Source organism: Streptomyces xinghaiensis S187 (assembly GCF_000220705.2).
Classification (GTDB): domain Bacteria; phylum Actinomycetota; class Actinomycetes; order Streptomycetales; family Streptomycetaceae; genus Streptomyces; species Streptomyces xinghaiensis.
Genome location: NZ_CP023202.1, coordinates 2,551,314 through 2,570,059 on the forward strand (window position 1 = coordinate 2,551,314; position 18,746 = coordinate 2,570,059).

The window sequence follows — 18,746 nt, forward strand, 5'->3', positions numbered from 1 at the left end:
CTCGATGGGCGAGGTGCGGGTCCCCGCGCACGCCAAGTGGCGGGCCCAGACGCAGCGCGCGGTGGAGAACTTCCCGGTCTCCGGGCAGCGGCTGGAGCGGGCACACATCGCGGCGCTGGCCCGGATCAAGGGGGCCGCGGCCAAGGTCAACGCCGAGCTGGGCGTGCTCGACCCGGAGACGGCCGCCGCGATCGCGGAGGCGGCCGAGGAGGTGGCCGAGGGCCGCTGGGACGAGCACTTCCCGGTGGACGTCTTCCAGACCGGCTCGGGCACCTCCTCGAACATGAACGTCAACGAGGTGCTGGCCACCCTGGCGAGCGAGCGGCTGGGGGGCGCCCCCGTCCACCCCAACGACCACGTCAACGCCGGCCAGTCCTCCAACGACGTCTTCCCCTCCTCGATCCACATCGCCGCCACGGCGGCCGTGACCGCCGACCTCGTTCCGGCCCTCGGGCATCTCGCGGCGGCGCTGGAGGAGAAGTCGGCCGAGTTCGCCGAGGTGGTGAAGTCCGGCCGGACCCATCTGATGGACGCCACGCCGGTCACGCTCGGCCAGGAGTTCGGCGGCTACGCGGCCCAGGTCCGCTACGGCGTCGAGCGGCTGGAGTCGGCCCTGCCGCGGCTGGCCGAACTGCCGCTGGGCGGCACGGCCGTGGGCACCGGCATCAACACCCCGCCCGGCTTCCCCGCCGCGGTGATCGCCGAGCTGGCCCGGACCACGGGGCTGCCGCTGACCGAGGCGCGGAACCACTTCGAGGCGCAGGGCGCCCGGGACGCCCTGGTGGAGACCTCCGGGCAGCTCCGCACCATCGCCGTCGGCCTCACCAAGATCTGCAACGATCTGCGCTGGATGGCCTCCGGCCCGCGCACCGGGCTGGCCGAGATCAACCTGCCGGATCTGCAGCCCGGTTCGTCGATCATGCCGGGGAAGGTCAACCCCGTGGTCCCGGAGGCGGTGCTGATGGTGGCCGCGCAGGTCACCGGCAACGACACCACGGTCGCCGTGGCGGGCGCGTCCGGCAACTTCGAGCTGAACGTCATGCTGCCGGTGATCGGCAAGAATCTGCTGGAGTCCGTCCGGCTGCTCTCGTCGGCCGCCCGCCTGCTCGCGGACCGCACCGTGCGGGGCATCACCGCCAACACCGAGCGGGCCCGCGAGTACGCGGAGTCCTCCCCCTCCGTCGTCACCCCGCTCAACCGTTACCTCGGCTACGAGGAGGCGGCCAAGGTCGCCAAGCGTTCCCTGGCCGAGCGGCGCACCATCCGCGAGGTGGTCCTGGACTCGGGATACGTGGAGCGCGGGCTGCTGACGGTGGAACAATTGGACGAGGCACTCGACGTGTTGCGGATGACGCGGCCATGAGGCGCGGCGGCCCGCCGGAGCCCGCCGGGAGCCCGCCGGGGCGGCGTACCGTGCGGGATGTCGCCGCTCACCGGTGGACGGCCGGGCCGGGCGCTGGTGTGATGGGGCGTGATCCTCTTGTAGCACCCCCCATGCAGGAAACGTAGGATCGCCTCCTGGCGATTCGCGGCCACAACTCCGCCCATCCGGACGGAAAGTGACCGTCAGTCACACGAGCCACCGGAGGGGACGACCATGAGCGGAGACGGCCGGCAGGGCGCACCGGCGGCTGCCGACGGCTACGAGGGATACGACCGGACCGTCATCGACCGCTCCGGGCAGGCGGAGGCGTTCGACGCCATCGCCACCCGCTACACCGAGGCCTTCCCGCACCGGGAGGGCCAGGTGGCCGCCGGCGCCTGGCTGGCCGGGGAGCTGCCGCCGGGCTCCCGGGTGCTGGACGTCGGCTGCGGCACCGGCGTGCCGACGGCCGCCCAGCTCGCGGAGGCCGGTCACCGGGTGGTGGGCGTCGACCTGTCGGCCACCATGGTCGCGCTCTGCCGGGAGAACGTGCCGGGGGCCGAGTTCCACCAGCTCGATCTGGCCGATCTCGGGCCGGGCCGCCCGGGTCATCTCGGTGTCTTCGACGGCGCCGCCGCCTTCTTCTCCCTGCTGATGCTGCCGCGCGCCGAGATCCCGCACGCCCTGCGGATGCTGCACGGCCTGCTGCGGCCCGGCGGTCCGCTGGTGCTGTCGATGGTCGAAGCCGATGTGGACGACGCGGTGATTCCGTTCCTGGGCAGCCCGATCCGGGTATCGGGTTATCTACGGGACGAGTTGCGGCAGGTCGTGCGCGGAGCGGGTTTCGAGATCGCCGGGGAGGACTCGTACGCGTACGCGCCGGCCAGCACCGAAGTACCTCCCGAGATCCAACTCTTCCTGCAGTGCCGACGGAGCGCCTGATCACTGGCGCGCCCGACGCCAGCCCCGGACGGATGGAACCCCACGCGTGACGGAGTACCCGACCTCCAACGACGGCCGACAGGCCGCCACCCAGCCCGGGCACGCCCCGGCAGGCGCCGCTGCCCCGGGCCAGGAACCCGCGGGCCGGCCCCGCCCGGCGGCCCGCCGCACGGGCGACCGCGACGGCGCTTCCGCCGCCGCGCGGCGTTCCCGGCCCCGCCCGCGCGGCGACGGGACGGACGGCGACCCGGAGCCGCCCCCGGCCGAGGCGGACCCCGACGACAAAGGCCGCGGTGGGCGCCCGGCACCGCGGCGGTCCGGCGGCGAGCAGCCGGAGGACCCCCGGACGGCGATGGCCCGGCCGGGCGGCCGTGCGCGCGGCACCGCGGCGGCCCGCGCCGGCCGCGAGGAGGGCCGGGACGCCGCGGCGAACGCGGCCCGGGGCGGGCGGCCGCGCGGTGCCACCGTGGCCGTCGGCATGGCGGCGACCCGCAAGGGCGACCTGCCGCAGGACTCCACCGCCGCCGACCGCGAGGCCGCGGCGGCGGCTGCCGCGGCCGCCGCCCGGCGCAACCGGCCCGGCGGCCGGTCCCGCCGCCCGGCGGGCGCGGGCCCCGAGACCGCGCCGCAGCCGCCGGCCCAGCGGACGGAGACGCATGAACGAGCGGACGCGGCGGGCGGTCCGGGCGGTGACGGCGGCGTGGTGCTGACCGCGGCCGAGATGGCCGCCCGGCACCAGCGGGACGGCGACCGGCTGCGGTTCATCGGCGCCGCCACCCGCCGGATCGCGCGCGGCATCGACCTCGACGAGATCGTGCTCGGCCTCTGCCGGGCCACCGTGCCGACCTTCGCCGACGTCATCCTCGTCTATCTGCGCGACCCGCTGCCGGTCGGCGACGAGCGGCCCGTGGACCCGTTCGTGCTGCGGCTGCGCCGCACCGACCGGCTGCCGCCCGGGCGCGGCGGCTCCACCGGCGGTATGACGGCCTCCGGCACGGAGCGGGGGGCGGCCGCCGGCGAGCACACGGACCGAACCGAACGCACGGAGCGCACCGGACGCGAGGAGCGCGAGGGACGCCCCGAGGGCGCGGCGGAGCCGGACCCGGCGCGCCCGCCGGGCTCCGCGGCCGGCCCCGGGCTGCTGCCCGCCGTCAAGCTCGCGGAGGTGGCGCCGGGCGGGCCGCTGGCGGAGGTGCTGCGGGGCGTGCGCCCGGTGTTCGGCGACTCCGAGGCGGCTCTGGACGCCGTCCCGGAGCTGCTCGGGCCCGGCTATCCCGTCCCGCCGGGCCGGCGCGCCGTGCTGGCGCCGCTACGCGGGCGCCGCCGGGTGATCGGTGCGGCGGTGTTCCTGCGCCTCACCGACCGGCCCGCGTTCGAGGCGGACGATCTGCTGGTCGCCGCCCAGCTGGCGACCCATACGGCGCTCGGTGTGGACAAGGCCGTGCTGTACGGGCGCGAGGCGTACATCGCCGACGCCCTGCAGCGCTCCATGCTCCCGGACTCGCTCCCCCAGCCCACCGGCGTCCGGCTCGCCAGCCGCTACCTCCCGGCGGCGGAGACGGCCCGGGTGGGCGGCGACTGGTACGACGCGATCCCGCTGCCCGGCAGCCGGGTCGCCCTGGTCGTCGGTGACGTCATGGGGCACTCCATGACCTCGGCCGCGATCATGGGGCAGCTCCGCACGACGGCGCAGACGCTGGCCCAGCTCGACCTGCCGCCGCAGGAGGTGCTGCACCACCTCGACGAGCAGGCCCAGCGGCTGGGCAGCGACCGGATGGCGACCTGCATCTACGCCGTGTACGACCCGGTGGCGCACCGGATCGTCGTCGCCAACGCGGGCCATCCGCCGCCGGTGCTGCTGCATCTCGGCGGCCGGGCGGAGGTGCTGCGCGTCCCGCCGGGCGCGCCGATCGGCGTGGGCGGGGTGGACTTCGAGGCGGTGGAGCTGGACGCGCCCGCCGGGGCGACGCTGCTGCTCTACACCGACGGCCTGGTCGAGTCCCGGCTGCGCGACGTGTGGACGGGTATCGAGCAGCTCCGCGAGAAGCTGGTGGCGACGGCGCGGCTGACCGGCCCGGACCACCCGCCGCCGCTGGAGCCGCTCTGCGACGAGGTGCTGGACATGCTCGGCCCGGGCGACCGGGACGACGACATCGCCCTGCTCGCGGCCCGGTTCGACGGCATACCGCCGAGCGACGTGGCGTACTGGTTCCTCGATCCGCAGGAGCGGGCGCCCAGCAAGGCGCGCCGGCTGGCCCGGCGGGCGCTGGCCCGGTGGGGCCTGGAGGAGCTCTCGGATTCGGTGGAGCTCCTCGTCAGCGAGATCGTGACGAACGCCGTCCGGTACGCCGAACGCCCCATCACGCTGCGGCTGCTCCGTACCGACGTGCTGCGCTGCGAGGTCGGCGACGACGTGCCGCAGCTTCCGAGGCTGCGGCAGGCACGGCCGTCGGACGAGGGCGGGCGCGGGCTGTACCTGGTCAACAAGGTGGCGCGGCGGTGGGGGGCGACCCGGCTGAGCACGGGCAAGGTCGTCTGGTTCGAACTGCCCTTCACGAACGGGGGCTAGCGGGGCCGCGGCCCCGTTCCGTCCGCTGCCGTCACCGGCGGGAACGGGGCCGGGGCCCGGCGGGCCGCGCCGGAACCGGCTTCTCCCCCGGCGTGCGGGGGCGTCAGGCTCCGGCAGCGGACCCGTGGCGGGCCAGCTCGGCGGCCAGGCGCCGCATGACCGTGCGGTTGGCGCGCCGCATCGCGGCCCGGACGACGGGCGACGCCAGACGGTCGGCGAGCGGGGCACGCACCCAGCCGTAGGTGAACGAGACGCGGCTCCCGCCGGCCGGCAGCGGTTCGATGGTGTACGTGCCGTGGGCCACGCGCCGGCCGGCCGCGCTGACGTTCCGTTCGACGATGCGCCGCGGCGGTTCGGCCTCGACGACCTCGATGGTGACGTCGGTCCTGGTGCCGCCCAGCGCGGCGGTGACCGTGGCGCGCGATCCCTTGCCACGCTCGGGGCCGCTGAAGCGCCAGCCTGTCAGATAGTGATCCGTGAAGCGCTCGTGGTGCGCCATGACGTCGAGGAAGTCGTAGACCTGCTCGGGCGGGTGCGGGACGTCGGTCGACACGATGACGGGCCTCATCCGCCCCACGGTACCGAGACCGGGCGGAAGGGGCACCCCCCTCCGGGCGCCCCACAACGACTCAACGACCGGGATCGTCACGGTCCTTCTACGGGCCGTCCCCCGGGCCGGTGTCCGTCCCGGCGGCCGTGCGGGCACCGCCGTCGCCCGTGCCGTCCCCCGGGGGAACGGGCAGGGTGGAGGCGGAGGGCGGTGCCGTGTCCGGCGGCGGAGTGGTGGTGACGGGCGGCGGCGGGGCGGAGGTCTCCGGCAGACCGGGCACCGTGCTCTCCGGCGGTTCCGGCGACTCCGGGGGCTCGCTCTCGCTCGCCGAGGGGCTGGGCGAGATGCTCGGCTCGGGCGCCTCCATGACGTCCAGGTCGAACTGGGCCGCGGGCTTGCCGCTCAGGGCGAGCCGGTTGTACTCGGCCCAGATCTGGGCCGGGTAGCCGCCGCCGTTGACGCGCCCGCCGCCCCCCGTCCCCTGGAGGGAGACCTGCTTGCCGCCCTCGCCCTCGCCGAAGAGGCCGACGGTGGTGACCAGGTCGGGGGTGTAACCGGCGAACCAGGCCGACTTGTTGTCGTCGGAGGTGCCGGTCTTGCCCGCGAAGTTCAGCGTGTTGGAGCGGATGCCCTTGGCCGTGCCGTCGTTGACGACGCCCCGCAGCACGGAGGTGACGGTGTCCGCGGTCTGCCGTTCGATCATCTGCTCGCCGATCGGGTCGGGCAGTTCGACCACGCGGTCGCCGCGCTTGGCGGATTTCACCAGCCGGGGTTTGACCTGCTCACCGTGGTTGGCGAGGGTGGCGTAGACGGCGGCCATGTCCAGCGGGCTGGCGCCCATGACGCCGAGGGACATGGCGGGCTTGACGTCGAAGCCGCTCGCGTCGCCCTTCATGCCGAGCTCGATGCCGGTCTGCTTGGTCCGCTCCAGCCCGGCGTCCACCGCCATCTGCGCAAACACGGAGTTGACGGAGTTGTTCATGGCCTGCTGGACCGTGATCGGGCCGTAGTCCACATCGCCCTGGTTCGGCGGGGCGAAGGGGGTGTCGCTGCCCTCGACGGGGCGCTCGCTGGTGCCGTCGTACAGCGTGTTCGGCGTGATCGGCTGCCCGTCCTGGGTGTCGGCGGCCGTCTCGAAGGCCGTGGCGAGGACGACCGGCTTGAAGGTGGAGGCCGGCTGGTAGTCCTGGCGGGTGGCGTTGTTGATGAAGTGCTCGACGTAGCTCCGGCCGCCGTACATCGCGACCACCGCCCCCGTCTCCGGGTCCACCGAGACGGCACCCGGCTGGGCCTGCGCGTCGGTCTCCCGCTGCTCCGGGTCGAGGTCGTCCAGCAGTGCCGCCTTGACGGCCTTCTCCAGGTCGCGCTGCTTCTTCTTGTCGATGTTGAGTTCGATGGTCCAGCCCCGGGCGGCGAGCTCCTGCTCGTCCACGCCCGCGGCGATCAGCTCGGCCTTGGCCGCCTCGACGAAGTAGCCGGCCTGGCCTTCCAGCCCCGGGTTGGGCTCGGGCTTCCCGGGCTCGGGGAAGGCCATCTCCCGGCGCTCGACGGGGCTGAGCCACTTCATCTCGACCATGTTGTCGAGGACGAAGTGCCAGCGGTCGGTGACCAGCTGCCGGGCCTTCGGGCCGGCGACGGCCAGGTCGTACTGGCTGGGCGCCTGGAGCAGCGCGGCGAGGTAGGCGCTCTGCTCGACGGTGAGGTCGTCGACGTCCGTGTCGTAGTACGCCTTGGCCGCGGCCTGGATGCCGTAGGCGCCGCGCCCGAAGTAGCTGGTGTTCATGTAGCCGGCCAGTATCTCGTCCTTGGACTGCTGCTGGTCGACCTTGAGCGCGATGATCAGTTCCTTGGCCTTGCGGGTGACCGTCTGTTCCTGGCTGAGGAAGTAGTTCTTCACGTACTGCTGGGTGATGGTCGACCCGCCCTGCTTCTTCCCCATCGCGGTGGAGACGAGGGCGCGGGTGAGGCCCTTCACGTCGACGCCGGGGTCCTGGTAGAAGCTCTTGTTCTCGGCGGCCACGAACGCGTACTGGGTGTCCTTGGGGATCCGGCTGATCGGCACCAGCTCGCGGTTGAAGTCGCCCTCGCGGGCGATGAGCGCCCCGTCGCTGAAGGTGAAGGCGTTGCTCTGGGCCGTCGCCTCCGGGTTGCCGCCGTCGGGTACGTCCACGAGCAGGTAGAGCACGAAGAAGGAGCCCACCGCGAGCGCTCCGAGCAGCACGAAGGTGCCCAGCACCTTCTTCAGCGAGAAGAGCCGGCGGAAGAACCCGCCCCGTTCTTCACGGGCCCACTGCTGCTGGGCCCGTCGGTAGTCCGCGCGTCCCATAGATCCGAGCTCCAGTCCTCATGCCCCGGGAAACGACAAAAGCTAACACCCTATACGCACGGGAGGCCCCGGAGTTCTCGGCTCCGGGGCCGTGAGAATCAGCACCCATCGGGAGGGCAACCACCGGGCCTCGCGCCGCGTCGAAAAAAGTGTTATCACTTTGCTAGAACACCGCAGGCGCCGGTCGAACACCGGCCGAGCACCGACCGAACGAGACGGGGACCCGCCATGCCGAAGACTCCACCCACCACCACACCCGAGCGCGCGGCCGCGGCGGCTGCGGCGAACGGGCCCGCCGACGGCGGCGACCTGCCGGAGATGCCGAAGCCGCGGGTCAGGGAGTTCGCCGCCAACAGCATCGGCGGCGGCCTGGCCCTGCTGCTCGGCCTGATCGGGCTGCTCGCGGGCGCGGGCCTGGTCGTCCTCGGCGCGGGCGCCGGGAGCGACGGCTCGACCGGGGCCGCGGTCGGTCTGATCATCCTCGGAGTGCTGGTCTTCCTCGGCTCGATCTTCGCCATGGCGGGGCTCAACATGGTCGCCCCCGGCGAGGCCCGCGTCGTCCAGCTCTTCGGCCGCTACACCGGCACCATCCGCACCGACGGCCTGCGCTGGGTCAACCCGCTCACCACGCGGCAGAAGGTCTCCACCCGGGTCCGCAACCACGAGACGGCCGTCCTCAAGGTCAACGACGCCTACGGCAACCCGGTCGAGCTGGCCGCGGTCGTCGTGTGGAAGGTCGAGGACACCGCGCAGGCGGTCTTCGAGGTGGACGACTTCCTGGAGTTCGTCTCCACCCAGACCGAGGCCGCCGTCCGGCACATCGCCATCGAGTACCCGTACGACGCCTACGACGAGGAGGCGCTCTCCCTCCGGGGAAACGCCGAGGAGATCACCGAGAAGCTGGCGGTTGAGCTCTCCGCCCGGGTCCAGGCCGCGGGGGTCCGGATCATCGAGTCCCGCTTCACGCACCTCGCGTACGCCCCGGAGATCGCCTCGGCGATGCTCCAGCGGCAGCAGGCGGGCGCGGTCGTGGCGGCGCGGCGGCAGATCGTGGACGGCGCGGTCGGCATGGTCGAGGCGGCGCTCAACCGGATCAGCGAGCAGGGCATCGTCGAACTGGACGACGAGCGGCGCGCGGCCATGGTCAGCAATCTGATGGTGGTCCTCTGCGGTGACCGCTCCCCGCAGCCGGTCCTCAACACGGGCGGCCTGTACCAGTGACCCCGGACCGGGACGAGACCGCCGACCGGGCCGCACCCGATCCGCAGCCCCCTCCCGGGCCCGGCCCCGCCGAACCCGCCACTCCCCCCGGGCCGGCCACCGGCCCGGGGCGGAGCACCGCTCCCCGGACGGACACCGCCCCGGGGGAGGACACCGCCCCGGAGCCGGAGCCGGACACCGCCACCGCCACCGCCACCGCCTCAGCCAACACAAGGCGGTCGAGCCCTGCCTCCCAGGCCGACCCCGCGGCGGCCACGGCACCCGCTCAGCGACGGCCGCGGCAGCAGCGCAAGCAGGTGCTGCTGCGGCTCGACCCGGCCGTCCACGACGCCCTCGCCGCCTGGGCCGCCGCCGAACTCCGCTCCACCAACGCCCAGATCGAATTCCTCCTCCGCCGCGCCCTCTCGGACGCCGGCCGCCTCCCGAAAACGGCCCGCCCGATCCCGAAACGGGGCCGCCCACCGAAGTCAGGCGCAGAGGACGGCGGTCCGGCACCCACTCCGGACACCGGCCCGGTCTGACAGAAAGGGCGGGCAGGCTGAGCGGGATCATCCGCAACGCCTCGCGAGCCGGGCCGACACCTCGTCCACACGAGCAGCGTAGGCCCTGGGCGGGCGAAGTCCGCGTCCACGGGAGAGCGTTCGGGAGCGTGTTAGCGCGGTGGCGTCACGGTCATGCGGTCAGCCCTCCGTCGCACCGCCGGCGTCCATGTCGTTCTCCTCGACGGTCAGGAGATCGTCGGGGCTGAGCAGGACCGGCCCGCCGTGCTCGGCTTCGCCGGATTCGCTGCCGCCGGGATGGCTGGGGGGATCCGCCCGCTCGGCCGGTCGCCCGGGGACCGCCGAGCGAGTCCCCCTGGTGACCAGTTCGGCCAGTTCCGTCACCACGTCCGGGCGGGCCCGGCCCAGTTCGACGAGCGGGCGGCCGGTGATGACCGGCCATTGGTCGACGCCGAGCGACGGCAGCGTCAACCCGGCCCCGTCGAGGGCTTCGGCGAGCGCCTGCGCCGCGTCCTCCGCCTCCTCCCAGGGGTCCGGACGCCACTTCGGGACCGGTCCGTGCCCGCCTCGGCGCCCCTGGCTGTCCGCGCCCGTCATCTCCATGTGCCGTCGCCCGTCCGTGCGTTGCCTCGCCGGCCGCACTCCCTTCGAGTGAGCCGTGACGTTCCGTGCTCCCATCGTCGCGGTGCGCGGCTAGCGTCACCAGGGCTGATGGTTGACGGCCCGGGCCGTCAAGAGGGGAGGACCTGCACCGATGTCCGCTGCCGACGAACTCGACCCGACGTCTTCCGTCCTGGCCTTCTTCGCCTCGGAGCTGCGGCGCGTCCGCCGGGAGGCAGGGGTCCCCCAGAAGGAACTGGCCAGGCGGGCTTACATCACCCCGTCGCTGCTGTGCAAGATCGAGTCGGCCTGCCGGGTGCCGTCACAGGACCTGGCGGAGCAGTTCGACCAAGTGCTGGGCACGGAAGGACACTTCGTGCGGCTCTGGCCGCTGGTCATCAAGCACGCGTATCCGTCGTGGTTCCGGCCGTATGTGGAACTGGAGCGTGCCGCCACAGTCATCCGCTCGTTCCAGCTCCAGTTCGTGCACGGACTCCTGCAGACGGAGGACTATGCGAGGGCCGTGCTGGCTGCGGGTCGCCCGGACTGCGTTGAGGATCTACTCACCGCACGGCTTGAGCGGCAGCGTGTTCTCAACCGCGAGACACCACCTCAGCTGTGGCTCATCCTCGATGAGACCGTGCTGCGCCGGGTGATCGGCAGTCCAGCCGTGATGCACGCGCAGTTGAGCAGGCTTTTGGAGGCAGCTGAGCGGCCACGGAACGTCATCCAGGTCGTGCCGTACGCTGCGGGCGCACACGCGGGTTTCGGGCCGTTCACCGTCCTTTCCTTCGCTGAAGGCGCAGATGTCGTACACGAGGACGGCTTCTCCCGCGGACAACTTCTGGCCGATCCGGGGGACGTCAACGCGGCCGTGCGCTCCTATGATCTGCTCAGGGCCGTCGCCCTGTCGCCCAGCGCGTCCGTAGAGCTGATCACCGCTGCCATGAAGGAACTGAGCCCATGACGACGACCGTTCCACGGGACCTCTCCAGCCTGACGTGGCGCAAGAGCAGCCACAGCAGCGGCAACGGCGGTGAGTGCCTCGAAGTTGCCGACGGTGTCGCGGACACCGTCCCAGTCCGTGACAGCAAGGACCCGCAAGGCCCCGCCCTGACTTTCCCGGCCACCGCTTGGACCGCCTTCGTCACCGGCATCAGGGCGGGCCGCCTCTTCTGAAGGGCCAACTCTCATGGCTGAGACGACAGGTGCCCCCGACGCGGCATGGCGCAAGAGCAGCTACAGCAGCGGCAACGGCGGTAATTGCGTCGAAGTGGCGGGCGGCGTCACGAACACCGTCCCCGTCCGCGACAGCAAGAACCCGCACGGCCCCGCCCTCGCCTTCGAGGCCGCCGCCTGGGCCACCTTCGTCAGCGGCGTGAAGACCGGCCGCCTCTCCTGACGCGGCGGCCGGTCAACCGCCAACCGTCCCGTCAGCCCGCCTGCCGGGGCGGCTCCGCTTCTCGGACCCGGTTCGGGTCCTCCACGCCGCCGGTGCGGGCCTCGGTGCGGCGACCCCGGGCGAGATAGTCCCGGACGATCAGCTCCACCGCGTCCTGCGGGTTCTTCGCGCCCGACAGCAGCATCACCTCGATCACGAGATCCGCGTCGAGCGTTACCGTCACCTTCGCCATGGTGGGCCCTCCCCTTCCGACCGGAGCACAGCATCCCCCGGTCCGGCGCATTCGACCAGCGCCGAGCCGGCCTCCGGCTGATCACACTTTCGGGTGAGGCGTCCCCGCCCTGGGGCAACTGCCGGACTCGGCAACCAGAATGGTGGCCCCTGGGCCCTCGGATCAGAGCAGGAGCCTTCTTGTCCGATCGCACGCCGGTGGCCGAACCCGGAAGCCACAACCGTACGGCCCTGCTGGACGAGGCGGAATGGATCTCCCAGCGGCTGCCCGGGTGCCGCGTCGAGATCCTTGACGGCGAGATCACCGTGACGCCTCTGGCCGGCGCGGCGCACGCCGAAGCACTGACCGATGTCACGGTTCAGCTCATCCATCTGCACGATCGGCGGACGCGTGTGGTGCAGCGGGTCGGCCTGTGGCTCCCCGGCGGGCCGTCCGACTTCGCGGTGCCCGACCTGTCCGTCATCGACGGCGACTACAACAACCACCTGGTCGCGTACAACTGCTACGCCCCGGCCGTCTTCCGGCTGGTCCTTGAAGTCACCGCGCACAACTACGGCAACGAGCGCCGGAAGACTGCCGCGTACGCGGCCGCCGGTATTCCCGTGTACGTACTCGCCGACCGCGCGGAGCGTCTGGTACACGTGCTCACCGACCCTCGCGAAGGGCGGTACCGGAAGCGCGCGACGTACCGGCCCGGCGAGTCGTTCGCGCTCCCCGAAGCCGTCGGCGAGCCCGTTCGCCTCTCCGCCGACAGCGCGCTCGGCCCTCGTGAGACGCCCGGTCCGGCGGGCCCCCGATAACCCCAACCCAGCGACCGGGCACCGGCGTTGACCACGCTGAGCTGCGAGAACGGCGCCGCCCACCACACCTATACACCCCGTGTATACACCTGGTGTACAGTGCTCCGCATGTCCATTGGTCACACTCTGCTCGGGCTGCTGGAGTCCGGGCCGCGCCACGGTTACGACCTCAAGCGCGCCTTCGACGAACGCTTCGGCCACGACCGGCCGCTGCACTACGGCCAGGTCTACTCGACCATGTCCCGGCTGCTGAAGAACGGCCTCGTGGAGGTCGACGGCATCGAGCCCGGCGGTGGGCCCGAGCGGAAGCGGTACGCCATCACCGACGCCGGGATCACCGACGTCGGGGAGTGGCTCGCCTCGCCCGAGAAGCCGGAGCCGTATCTCCAGTCGACCCTCTACACCAAGGTCGTCCTCGCGCTGCTGACCCACCGCGACGCCACCGAACTCCTCGACCGGCAGCGGTCGGAGCATCTGCGGCTGATGCGCGAGCTGACCCGGCGCAAGACGAGCGGCGACCTCGCCGACCAGCTCATCTGCGACCACGCCCTCTTCCATCTCGAAGCCGATCTGCGCTGGCTGGAACTGACCGCCGCCCGGCTCGACGCGCTCGCCTCGGAGGTCCGCGCATGAACCCCGGAACCGCCCCCACACCCGTGCAGGGCACCGCGCCAGATGAGGCCGGCGCCCTGCTGGCCGCGGAGGATCTGCACAAGACCTACGGCACCACCCCCGCCCTCGACGGGGCCTCCTTCGCCATCCGGCCCGGAGAGATCGTCGCCGTCATGGGCCCATCCGGCTCCGGCAAGTCGACGCTGCTCCACTGCCTCGCCGGGATCATCACGCCGGACTCCGGCCAGGTCCTCTACCGGGGCCGGAACATGTCGGCCATGCCGGACGCCGAGCGGAGCGCGCTGCGGCGCGGCGAGTTCGGGTTCGTGTTCCAGTTCGGGCAGCTCGTGCCGGAGCTGACCTGCGTCGAGAACGTCGCCCTGCCGCTCCGCCTGCACGGCACGGGACGCAAGGAGGCCGAGTCCCGCGCCGCCGCCTGGATGGACCGGCTGGAGGTGAGCGACGTCCGGGACAAGCGGCCCGGCGAGGTCTCCGGCGGCCAGGGGCAGCGCGTGGCCGTGGCCCGCGCGCTCGTGAGCGGGCCGCGCGTGCTGTTCGCCGACGAACCGACCGGCGCCCTGGACTCCCTCAACGGCGAGCGCGTCATGCAGCTCCTCACCGAGGCGGCCCGCTCCACCAACGCCGCCGTCGTCCTCGTGACCCACGAGGCGCGGGTGGCGGCCTACTCCGACCGCGAGGTCGTCGTACGGGACGGCGTCGCCCGGGACATGGCGGGTGCGGTATGACCAGCACGGAAACCAGCACCGAAACCGGCACCGGGATACGCGCGAAGCCGGACACCGCCGCCCCTCCGCCGCCCGGCACCGACTCCCGTTCGACCCCGTCCCGCTGGGCCGCCGACCTCCTCATGGGCGCCCGGTTCGCGTTCACCGGCGGGCGTGAGGGCTGGATCCGCGCGGTGCTCACCGCCGTCGGCGTCGGCCTCGGTGCCGCCCTGCTCCTCGCGGCGGCCTCCGTTCCGGAGATCATGTCCAGCCGGGACGCGCGCGGCGCCGAACGTTCCGCCTCCAACTTCGGCGAGGAGGTGACGCCCGGACCGGGCACCATCGAGGTCGGCCAGGCCAACACCGAGTACCGCGGCGAGGGCATCAACGGCCTGCTGGTGCGGGCCGACGGGGACGAGCCGCCGGTGCCGCCCGGCCTCTCGGAACTCCCCGGCCCCGGCGAGATGGCGGTCTCCCCGGCTCTCCGGAAGCTGCTGGACTCCCCCGATGGGGAGCTGCTGCGGGAACGCCTGGACCACCGGATCACCGCCACCGTCGGCCGGGAGGGACTGCTCGGCCCGAGCGACCTGGTCTACTACGCGGGCGCCACCGAGGAGGACTTCGCCACCGGGCACACGTACCGCCTGGACTCCTTCGGCTACGAGGCGGAGAGCGAGCCCCTGCCCGCCGAGCTGCTGCTGCTGGTCATCATCATCTGCGTGGTGCTGCTGCTCCCCGTGATGACCTTCATCGGGACGGCGGTGCGCTTCGGCGGCGAGCGGCGCGACCGGCGGCTGGCCGCCCTGCGGCTGGTCGGCGCGGACGGCCGGATGGTCCGGCGGATCGCCGCCGGTGAGGCCATGGCGGGCGCGTTGCTGGGGCTCGCCGTCGGGGCCGTGCTGTTCCTGCTGGTGCGGACGTCGATCGAGTCGGTGGTGCTGTTCGACGTCAGCACCTTCGCCTCCGACCTCCGGCCGTCGCCACTGCTGGCCGCCCTCATCGTGCTGGCCGTGCCGGCGTCCGCGGTGGTCGTCACCCTGCTGGTGCTGCGCGGGGTCGTCATCGAACCGCTCGGAGTGGTGCGCAGCGCCGTCCCGCGCCGCCGCCGGCTGTGGTGGCGGCTGCTGCTGCCCGGCCTGGGCCTCGCCCTGCTGCTGCCGATGGTGGGCGGCTGGACCGAGGACGGCCCGGGGAGCGGTGACTGGGAGACGTACCAGGTCGCCGCGGGCACGGTGCTCGTGCTCACCGGGGTCGCCGGGCTGCTGCCGTGGCTGGTCGAGTCGGTGGTGCACCGGATGTCCGGCGGGCCCGTCCCCTGGCAGCTCGCGGTCCGCCGGCTCCAGCTCAGCAGCGGCACCGCGGCCCGCGCGGTCAGCGGGATCACCGTGGCCGTGGCCGGTGCCATCGCGATCCAGATGCTGTTCGCCAGTGCCGAGGCGCAGAACACGAAGGAGACGGGCCACGACCTCAGCCGGGCCCAGATGGGGGTCTCCGTCAGCGAGGGGAAGGGCGGCCTGGCCCGGGAGCTGACCGAGCGCTTCCACGCCACCGAGGGCGTCACCGGAGTGATCAGCTACTCCCAGAGCCATGTCACCGAGCCCAAGGCCGAGGTCCGGGAATCGCCGCGGTACACACAGATCACCGTCGCCGGCTGCGCCACGCTCCGCGAGCTGATCACGATCGACGGGCGCTGTGCGGACGGCGACACGTTCGTCACCCCGGCCGGCGACGAGTTCGAGCAGTTCGCCCGGCCCGGCACCACGCTCGACCTCCGCACGGACGAGAACGGTGAACCGACCGACGACCCGCTGCTGTGGACGGTGCCCGAGACGGCCAGGGAGGCCGGCTACCGCGTGGACCCGCAAGGCGGGCGGCAGCCCGGCGTTTTCGCCACCCCGTCCGCCCTGGACGTGAACAAGCTGCAGGAGCCGCAGGTCATGGCCGATCTGCGGCTGGACCCGCGCGTTCCGGACGCGGCCGAGCACGTCCGCAACACCATGGCCGAGGCGGCCCCGCTGGGCGAGGTGTACACCCTGCGCAGCACGGTGCAGGGCGAGCGCTTCACCGCCATCAGCCGCGCGCTGTTCATCGGGGCGACCGCCACGCTGCTGCTCATCGGCGCGAGCATGATCGTCTCCACCCTGGAGCAGCTCCGGGAGCGCCGCCGACTGCTCTCCGTCCTCGTGGCCTTCGGCACCCGGCGCCGGACGCTCGCCTGGTCGGTGCTGTGGCAGACGGCGGTGCCGGTGGCGCTCGGGCTGGCACTCGCCGCCGCCGGCGGGGTCGGGCTGGGGGCCATCCTGCTGAAGATGGTCAACACCCCGGTGTCCGTGGACTGGTCGAGCCTGGGTCTGATGACGGGGGTCGGCGCGGGGCTGGTGCTGCTGGTCACCCTGCTGAGCCTGCCGCCGCTGTGGCGGATGATGCGGCCGGACGGGCTCCGCACGGAGTAGCGCCGGGTAGCGCCCCCGCACACCGAAGTGGAGATCCGGCACCGTCCGGTATGTCGTCCGCAGGGGGGACGGTATGCCGGACGGTGCCGCGTTCCGTCGCGGTAGCGGCCGGGGCCATGGACTCTCGCGGTGGCCCGCCGGTCCGGGGCCCGCCGGTCCCAGCCCCCTGAAGCCCGCGCGTGCGGTTACGCCCGGTCCGGCGGGGGCGCCTGCGCCGGCAGGACCCGTACCGGCAGCTCCGTCAGTGCCTCGCGCAGCGCGTCCGCGAACGCCTCGAACTCCTCCTGCCGGGCCGCCCCGGTGCGCAGGGCGAGCGCGATCCGGCGGGACGGGGCCGGGTCCGCGAAGGAGCCGGCGGCCAGCCGTGTGGACCGCCCGGTCTCCACGCACAGCGCGGTGCGCGGCAGCAGGGTGACGCCGAGTCCGCCGGCGACGAGCTGGACCAGGGTGGAGAGCCCGGCCGCGCTGGTGGTGGCCCGTGCGCCGTCCCGGCGGCCCGCCTCCCGGCAGATGTCCAGCGCCTGGTCGCGCAGGCAGTGCCCCTCGTCGAGCAGCAGGAGGTCGAGGTCGCGCAGCGCCTGCCGGGGGATGCCGGAGCGGCCGGCGAGCGGGTGCCCGCTCGGGGTGGCGAGCACGAAGTCCTCGTCGAACAGCGGGAGTTCGGTCACCCCGGAGGCGCCGAGGGGTACCGCGAGCAGCAGCAGGTCCAGCCGGCCCCGGCCGAGGCCGTGCAGCAGGGAGGCGGTCTGCTCCTCGTGGACCTGGAGGTCCAGGTCCGGGTAGCGGTCGCGGACCAGCCTCAGCACCGTGGGCAGCAGGTAGGGCGCCACCGTGGGGATCACGCCGAGGCGCAGCGTGCCGGTGAACGGCGCCCGCGCGGCCTCGGCCTCCTCCAGGAACTCGCCGACGGACTCCAGGACCGTACGGGCCCGCGCGGCCAGCCGGGCCCCGGCGGGTGTCAGCAGCACCTTGCGTGTCGTACGCTCCAGAAGCCGCACCCCGAGCACCTCCTCCAGCGCGGACACGGCGCCGGAGAGCGCGGGTTGGCTCATTCCGATGTCAGCGGCCGCGTCGCGGAAGTGCAGATGCTCGGCCACGGCGGCAAAGGCCCGCAGCTGCGCGAGAGTTGGCTGACGTGCGCCGTTGCGCCCCAACCCGCGTACCGCTTGCACCGGTCACCCTCCTCCTGTCAATAGGTGGATCCTATCAATATGCCGGCGCGTGTCGATTTCTTTGATCAATAGCGGCTATGAAAAGGTGAGGCACGTCCAACCCACAGGAAAGCACCCAAAAGGCGCTTTCCACCTTCGCAAGGAGATCGCGTGCTCACCGTCGGTGACCAGTTCCCCACCTACGACCTGACAGCCTGTGTCGACCTCGACGCGGACAAGGCCTTCGCGCAGATCAACCACAAGACCTACGAGGGCAAGTGGCGCGTCGTCTTCTTCTGGCCGAAGGACTTCACCTTCGTCTGTCCCACCGAGATCGCCGCGTTCGGCAAGCTGAACGACGAGTTCGCCGACCGCGACACGCAGATCCTGGGCGTCTCCGGCGACTCCGAGTTCGTGCACCACGCCTGGCGCAAGGACCACGCCGACCTGCGCGACCTGCCCTTCCCGATGCTCGCCGACGCCAAGCACGAGCTGATGCGCGACTGCGGCGTCGAGGGCGAGGACGGCTACGCGCAGCGCGCCGTCTTCATCGTGGACCCCAACAACGAGATCCAGTTCACCATGGTGACCGCCGGCTCCGTCGGCCGTAACCCCAAGGAGGTCCTGCGGGTGCTCGACGCCCTGCAGACCGACGAGCTCTGCCCGTGCAACTGGAAGCAGGGCGACGAGACCCTGGACCCGGTCAAGCTCCTCTCGGGCGAGTGATCCGGTATGGCACTGGACGCGCTGAAGTCCGCCCTGCCGGACTACGCCAAGGACCTGAAGCTGAACCTCGGCTCGGTCATCGGTAACTCCGACCTCCCGCAGCAGCAGCTCTGGGGCACCGTGCTCGCCTGCGCGATCGCCTCGCGCTCCCCGATCGTGCTCCGCGAGCTGGAGCCGGAGGCCCGGTCGTACCTCAAGCCCGAGGCGTACACCGCCGCCAAGGCGGCCGCCGCCGTCATGGCGATGAACAACGTCTACTACCGCACCCGGCACCTGCTGTCGGACCCGGAGTACGGCACGATGCGCGCGGGCCTGCGGATGAACGTCATCGGCAACCCGGGCGTGGAGAAGACCGACTTCGAGCTCTGGTCGCTCGCCGTCTCCGCGATCAACGGCTGCGGCGCCTGCCTCGACTCGCACGAGCAGGTCGTGCGCAAGGGCGGCGTGGACCGGGAGACGGTCCAGGAGGCGTTCAAGATCGCCTCGGTCATCCAGGCCGTCGCCGCGACCCTGGACGCCGAAGAGGTCCTGGCCGGACTCTGACCGTCCCGCGCGACGCGCGGAGCGTCCGGCG

The 18,746-nt window shown here is 72.7% G+C and carries 19 protein-coding genes; 14 read left to right on the forward strand and 5 right to left on the reverse strand.

What is annotated here, in order from left to right; all coding sequences use genetic code 11:
* Nucleotides 1-4 precede the first annotated feature (4 nt).
* The 3 genes from SXIN_RS10755 (at nucleotide 5) to SXIN_RS10765 (ending at nucleotide 4,874) form a co-directional block, all read left to right on the forward strand.
* Complete coding sequence (locus SXIN_RS10755) at nucleotides 5-1,363, forward strand: class II fumarate hydratase (RefSeq protein ID WP_039822550.1); 1,359 nt, start codon at nucleotides 5-7, stop codon at nucleotides 1,361-1,363.
* Between the two features lie 234 nt (nucleotides 1,364-1,597).
* On the forward strand, nucleotides 1,598-2,305 hold the full coding sequence (locus tag SXIN_RS10760) for a class I SAM-dependent methyltransferase (RefSeq protein ID WP_019710272.1): 708 nt from the start codon (nucleotides 1,598-1,600) through the stop codon (nucleotides 2,303-2,305).
* Between the two features lie 46 nt (nucleotides 2,306-2,351).
* The gene (locus SXIN_RS10765) at nucleotides 2,352-4,874 is read left to right on the forward strand and encodes an ATP-binding SpoIIE family protein phosphatase (RefSeq protein WP_095756919.1); all 2,523 of its coding nucleotides are present in this window, start codon (nucleotides 2,352-2,354) and stop codon (nucleotides 4,872-4,874) included.
* 103 nt (nucleotides 4,875-4,977) lie between these two features.
* Here SXIN_RS10765 and SXIN_RS10770 read toward each other — a convergent pair whose 3' ends face one another.
* Together SXIN_RS10770 and SXIN_RS10775 are read right to left on the reverse strand one after the other, a co-directional pair.
* A complete protein-coding gene (locus SXIN_RS10770; RefSeq protein WP_095757994.1) occupies nucleotides 4,978-5,442 on the reverse strand; it encodes an SRPBCC family protein in 465 nt (154 codons plus the stop codon).
* A gap of 88 nt (nucleotides 5,443-5,530) precedes the next feature.
* Entirely contained in the window at nucleotides 5,531-7,750 is a 2,220-nt protein-coding gene (locus SXIN_RS10775; protein ID WP_019710275.1) for a transglycosylase domain-containing protein, read from the reverse strand.
* Nucleotides 7,751-8,068: 318 nt separating this feature from the next.
* Between SXIN_RS10775 and SXIN_RS10780 the strand changes: the two genes are divergently transcribed.
* Both SXIN_RS10780 and SXIN_RS10785 read left to right on the forward strand, forming a co-directional pair.
* Nucleotides 8,069-8,971 carry an SPFH domain-containing protein gene (locus SXIN_RS10780; protein WP_050930960.1) on the forward strand — a complete coding sequence of 301 codons (903 nt, stop codon included), beginning with the start codon at nucleotides 8,069-8,071 and terminating at the stop codon, nucleotides 8,969-8,971.
* Nucleotides 8,972-9,267: 296 nt separating this feature from the next.
* Nucleotides 9,268-9,492, forward strand: coding sequence for a type II toxin-antitoxin system antitoxin (locus tag SXIN_RS10785; RefSeq protein ID WP_019710277.1), 225 nt, complete (start codon nucleotides 9,268-9,270; stop codon nucleotides 9,490-9,492).
* A gap of 159 nt (nucleotides 9,493-9,651) precedes the next feature.
* Here SXIN_RS10785 and SXIN_RS10790 read toward each other — a convergent pair whose 3' ends face one another.
* Nucleotides 9,652-10,068 (reverse strand): hypothetical protein, encoded by a 417-nt coding sequence (locus tag SXIN_RS10790; protein WP_157916274.1) that lies wholly within the window; start codon nucleotides 10,066-10,068, stop codon nucleotides 9,652-9,654.
* Between the two features lie 157 nt (nucleotides 10,069-10,225).
* Between SXIN_RS10790 and SXIN_RS10795 the strand changes: the two genes are divergently transcribed.
* The 3 genes from SXIN_RS10795 to SXIN_RS10805 are packed head-to-tail and all read left to right on the forward strand — an operon-like array spanning nucleotide 10,226 to nucleotide 11,473.
* Nucleotides 10,226-11,038, forward strand: coding sequence for a helix-turn-helix domain-containing protein (locus SXIN_RS10795; protein ID WP_019710279.1), 813 nt, complete (start codon nucleotides 10,226-10,228; stop codon nucleotides 11,036-11,038).
* Nucleotides 11,035-11,250: a DUF397 domain-containing protein gene (locus SXIN_RS10800; RefSeq protein WP_019710280.1), complete on the forward strand. Its 216-nt coding sequence runs from the start codon at nucleotides 11,035-11,037 to the stop codon at nucleotides 11,248-11,250. Before SXIN_RS10795 ends, SXIN_RS10800 begins: the two co-directional genes overlap by 4 nt.
* Nucleotides 11,251-11,263: 13 nt before the next feature.
* Entirely contained in the window at nucleotides 11,264-11,473 is a 210-nt protein-coding gene (locus tag SXIN_RS10805; protein ID WP_039822554.1) for a DUF397 domain-containing protein, read from the forward strand.
* 31 nt (nucleotides 11,474-11,504) lie between these two features.
* On the opposite strand, the gene SXIN_RS10810 is transcribed toward SXIN_RS10805, so the two are convergent.
* A complete protein-coding gene (locus tag SXIN_RS10810) occupies nucleotides 11,505-11,705 on the reverse strand; it encodes a hypothetical protein (protein WP_019710282.1) in 201 nt (66 codons plus the stop codon).
* 179 nt (nucleotides 11,706-11,884) lie between these two features.
* Here SXIN_RS10810 and SXIN_RS10815 point away from each other — a divergent pair, with 179 nt between their 5' ends.
* From SXIN_RS10815 to SXIN_RS10830, 4 genes are all read left to right on the forward strand, one after another.
* The gene (locus SXIN_RS10815) at nucleotides 11,885-12,505 is read left to right on the forward strand and encodes a Uma2 family endonuclease (protein WP_238153725.1); all 621 of its coding nucleotides are present in this window, start codon (nucleotides 11,885-11,887) and stop codon (nucleotides 12,503-12,505) included.
* A gap of 108 nt (nucleotides 12,506-12,613) precedes the next feature.
* A complete protein-coding gene (locus SXIN_RS10820) occupies nucleotides 12,614-13,138 on the forward strand; it encodes a PadR family transcriptional regulator (protein WP_019710284.1) in 525 nt (174 codons plus the stop codon).
* Entirely contained in the window at nucleotides 13,135-13,863 is a 729-nt protein-coding gene (locus tag SXIN_RS10825) for an ABC transporter ATP-binding protein (RefSeq protein ID WP_019710285.1), read from the forward strand. The genes SXIN_RS10820 and SXIN_RS10825 overlap by 4 nt, the downstream gene beginning before the upstream one ends.
* Complete coding sequence (locus SXIN_RS10830; protein ID WP_019710286.1) at nucleotides 13,860-16,295, forward strand: FtsX-like permease family protein; 2,436 nt, start codon at nucleotides 13,860-13,862, stop codon at nucleotides 16,293-16,295. Before SXIN_RS10825 ends, SXIN_RS10830 begins: the two co-directional genes overlap by 4 nt.
* A gap of 185 nt (nucleotides 16,296-16,480) precedes the next feature.
* On the opposite strand, the gene SXIN_RS10835 is transcribed toward SXIN_RS10830, so the two are convergent.
* On the reverse strand, nucleotides 16,481-17,467 hold the full coding sequence (locus SXIN_RS10835) for a hydrogen peroxide-inducible genes activator (RefSeq protein WP_238153726.1): 987 nt from the start codon (nucleotides 17,465-17,467) through the stop codon (nucleotides 16,481-16,483).
* Between the two features lie 150 nt (nucleotides 17,468-17,617).
* Here SXIN_RS10835 and SXIN_RS10840 point away from each other — a divergent pair, with 150 nt between their 5' ends.
* Together SXIN_RS10840 and SXIN_RS10845 are read left to right on the forward strand one after the other, a co-directional pair.
* Entirely contained in the window at nucleotides 17,618-18,172 is a 555-nt protein-coding gene (locus tag SXIN_RS10840) for a peroxiredoxin (protein WP_019710288.1), read from the forward strand.
* A 6-nt stretch (nucleotides 18,173-18,178) separates the two neighbouring features.
* A complete protein-coding gene (locus tag SXIN_RS10845; protein WP_019710289.1) occupies nucleotides 18,179-18,715 on the forward strand; it encodes an alkyl hydroperoxide reductase in 537 nt (178 codons plus the stop codon).
* The last annotated feature ends 31 nt before the right edge of the window (nucleotides 18,716-18,746 follow it).

What these genes read in the sequence shown, in the direction of transcription:
- SXIN_RS10760 (WP_019710272.1), top strand. Translation starts at nt 1,598, where the DNA reads ATGAGCGGAGACGGCCGGCAGGGCGCACCGGCGGCTGCCGACGGCTAC.
- SXIN_RS10800 (WP_019710280.1), top strand. Translation starts at nt 11,035, where the DNA reads ATGACGACGACCGTTCCACGGGACCTCTCCAGCCTGACGTGGCGCAAG.
- SXIN_RS10825 (WP_019710285.1), top strand. Translation starts at nt 13,135, where the DNA reads ATGAACCCCGGAACCGCCCCCACACCCGTGCAGGGCACCGCGCCAGAT.
- SXIN_RS10820 (WP_019710284.1), top strand. Translation starts at nt 12,614, where the DNA reads ATGTCCATTGGTCACACTCTGCTCGGGCTGCTGGAGTCCGGGCCGCGC.
- SXIN_RS10770 (WP_095757994.1), bottom strand. Translation starts at nt 5,442, where the DNA reads ATGAGGCCCGTCATCGTGTCGACCGACGTCCCGCACCCGCCCGAGCAG.
- SXIN_RS10790 (WP_157916274.1), bottom strand. Translation starts at nt 10,068, where the DNA reads ATGACGGGCGCGGACAGCCAGGGGCGCCGAGGCGGGCACGGACCGGTC.
- SXIN_RS10830 (WP_019710286.1), top strand. Translation starts at nt 13,860, where the DNA reads ATGACCAGCACGGAAACCAGCACCGAAACCGGCACCGGGATACGCGCG.
- SXIN_RS10775 (WP_019710275.1), bottom strand. Translation starts at nt 7,750, where the DNA reads ATGGGACGCGCGGACTACCGACGGGCCCAGCAGCAGTGGGCCCGTGAA.
- SXIN_RS10795 (WP_019710279.1), top strand. Translation starts at nt 10,226, where the DNA reads ATGTCCGCTGCCGACGAACTCGACCCGACGTCTTCCGTCCTGGCCTTC.
- SXIN_RS10805 (WP_039822554.1), top strand. Translation starts at nt 11,264, where the DNA reads ATGGCTGAGACGACAGGTGCCCCCGACGCGGCATGGCGCAAGAGCAGC.
- SXIN_RS10755 (WP_039822550.1), top strand. Translation starts at nt 5, where the DNA reads ATGGGCGAGGTGCGGGTCCCCGCGCACGCCAAGTGGCGGGCCCAGACG.
- SXIN_RS10845 (WP_019710289.1), top strand. Translation starts at nt 18,179, where the DNA reads ATGGCACTGGACGCGCTGAAGTCCGCCCTGCCGGACTACGCCAAGGAC.
- SXIN_RS10810 (WP_019710282.1), bottom strand. Translation starts at nt 11,705, where the DNA reads ATGGCGAAGGTGACGGTAACGCTCGACGCGGATCTCGTGATCGAGGTG.
- SXIN_RS10780 (WP_050930960.1), top strand. Translation starts at nt 8,069, where the DNA reads ATGCCGAAGCCGCGGGTCAGGGAGTTCGCCGCCAACAGCATCGGCGGC.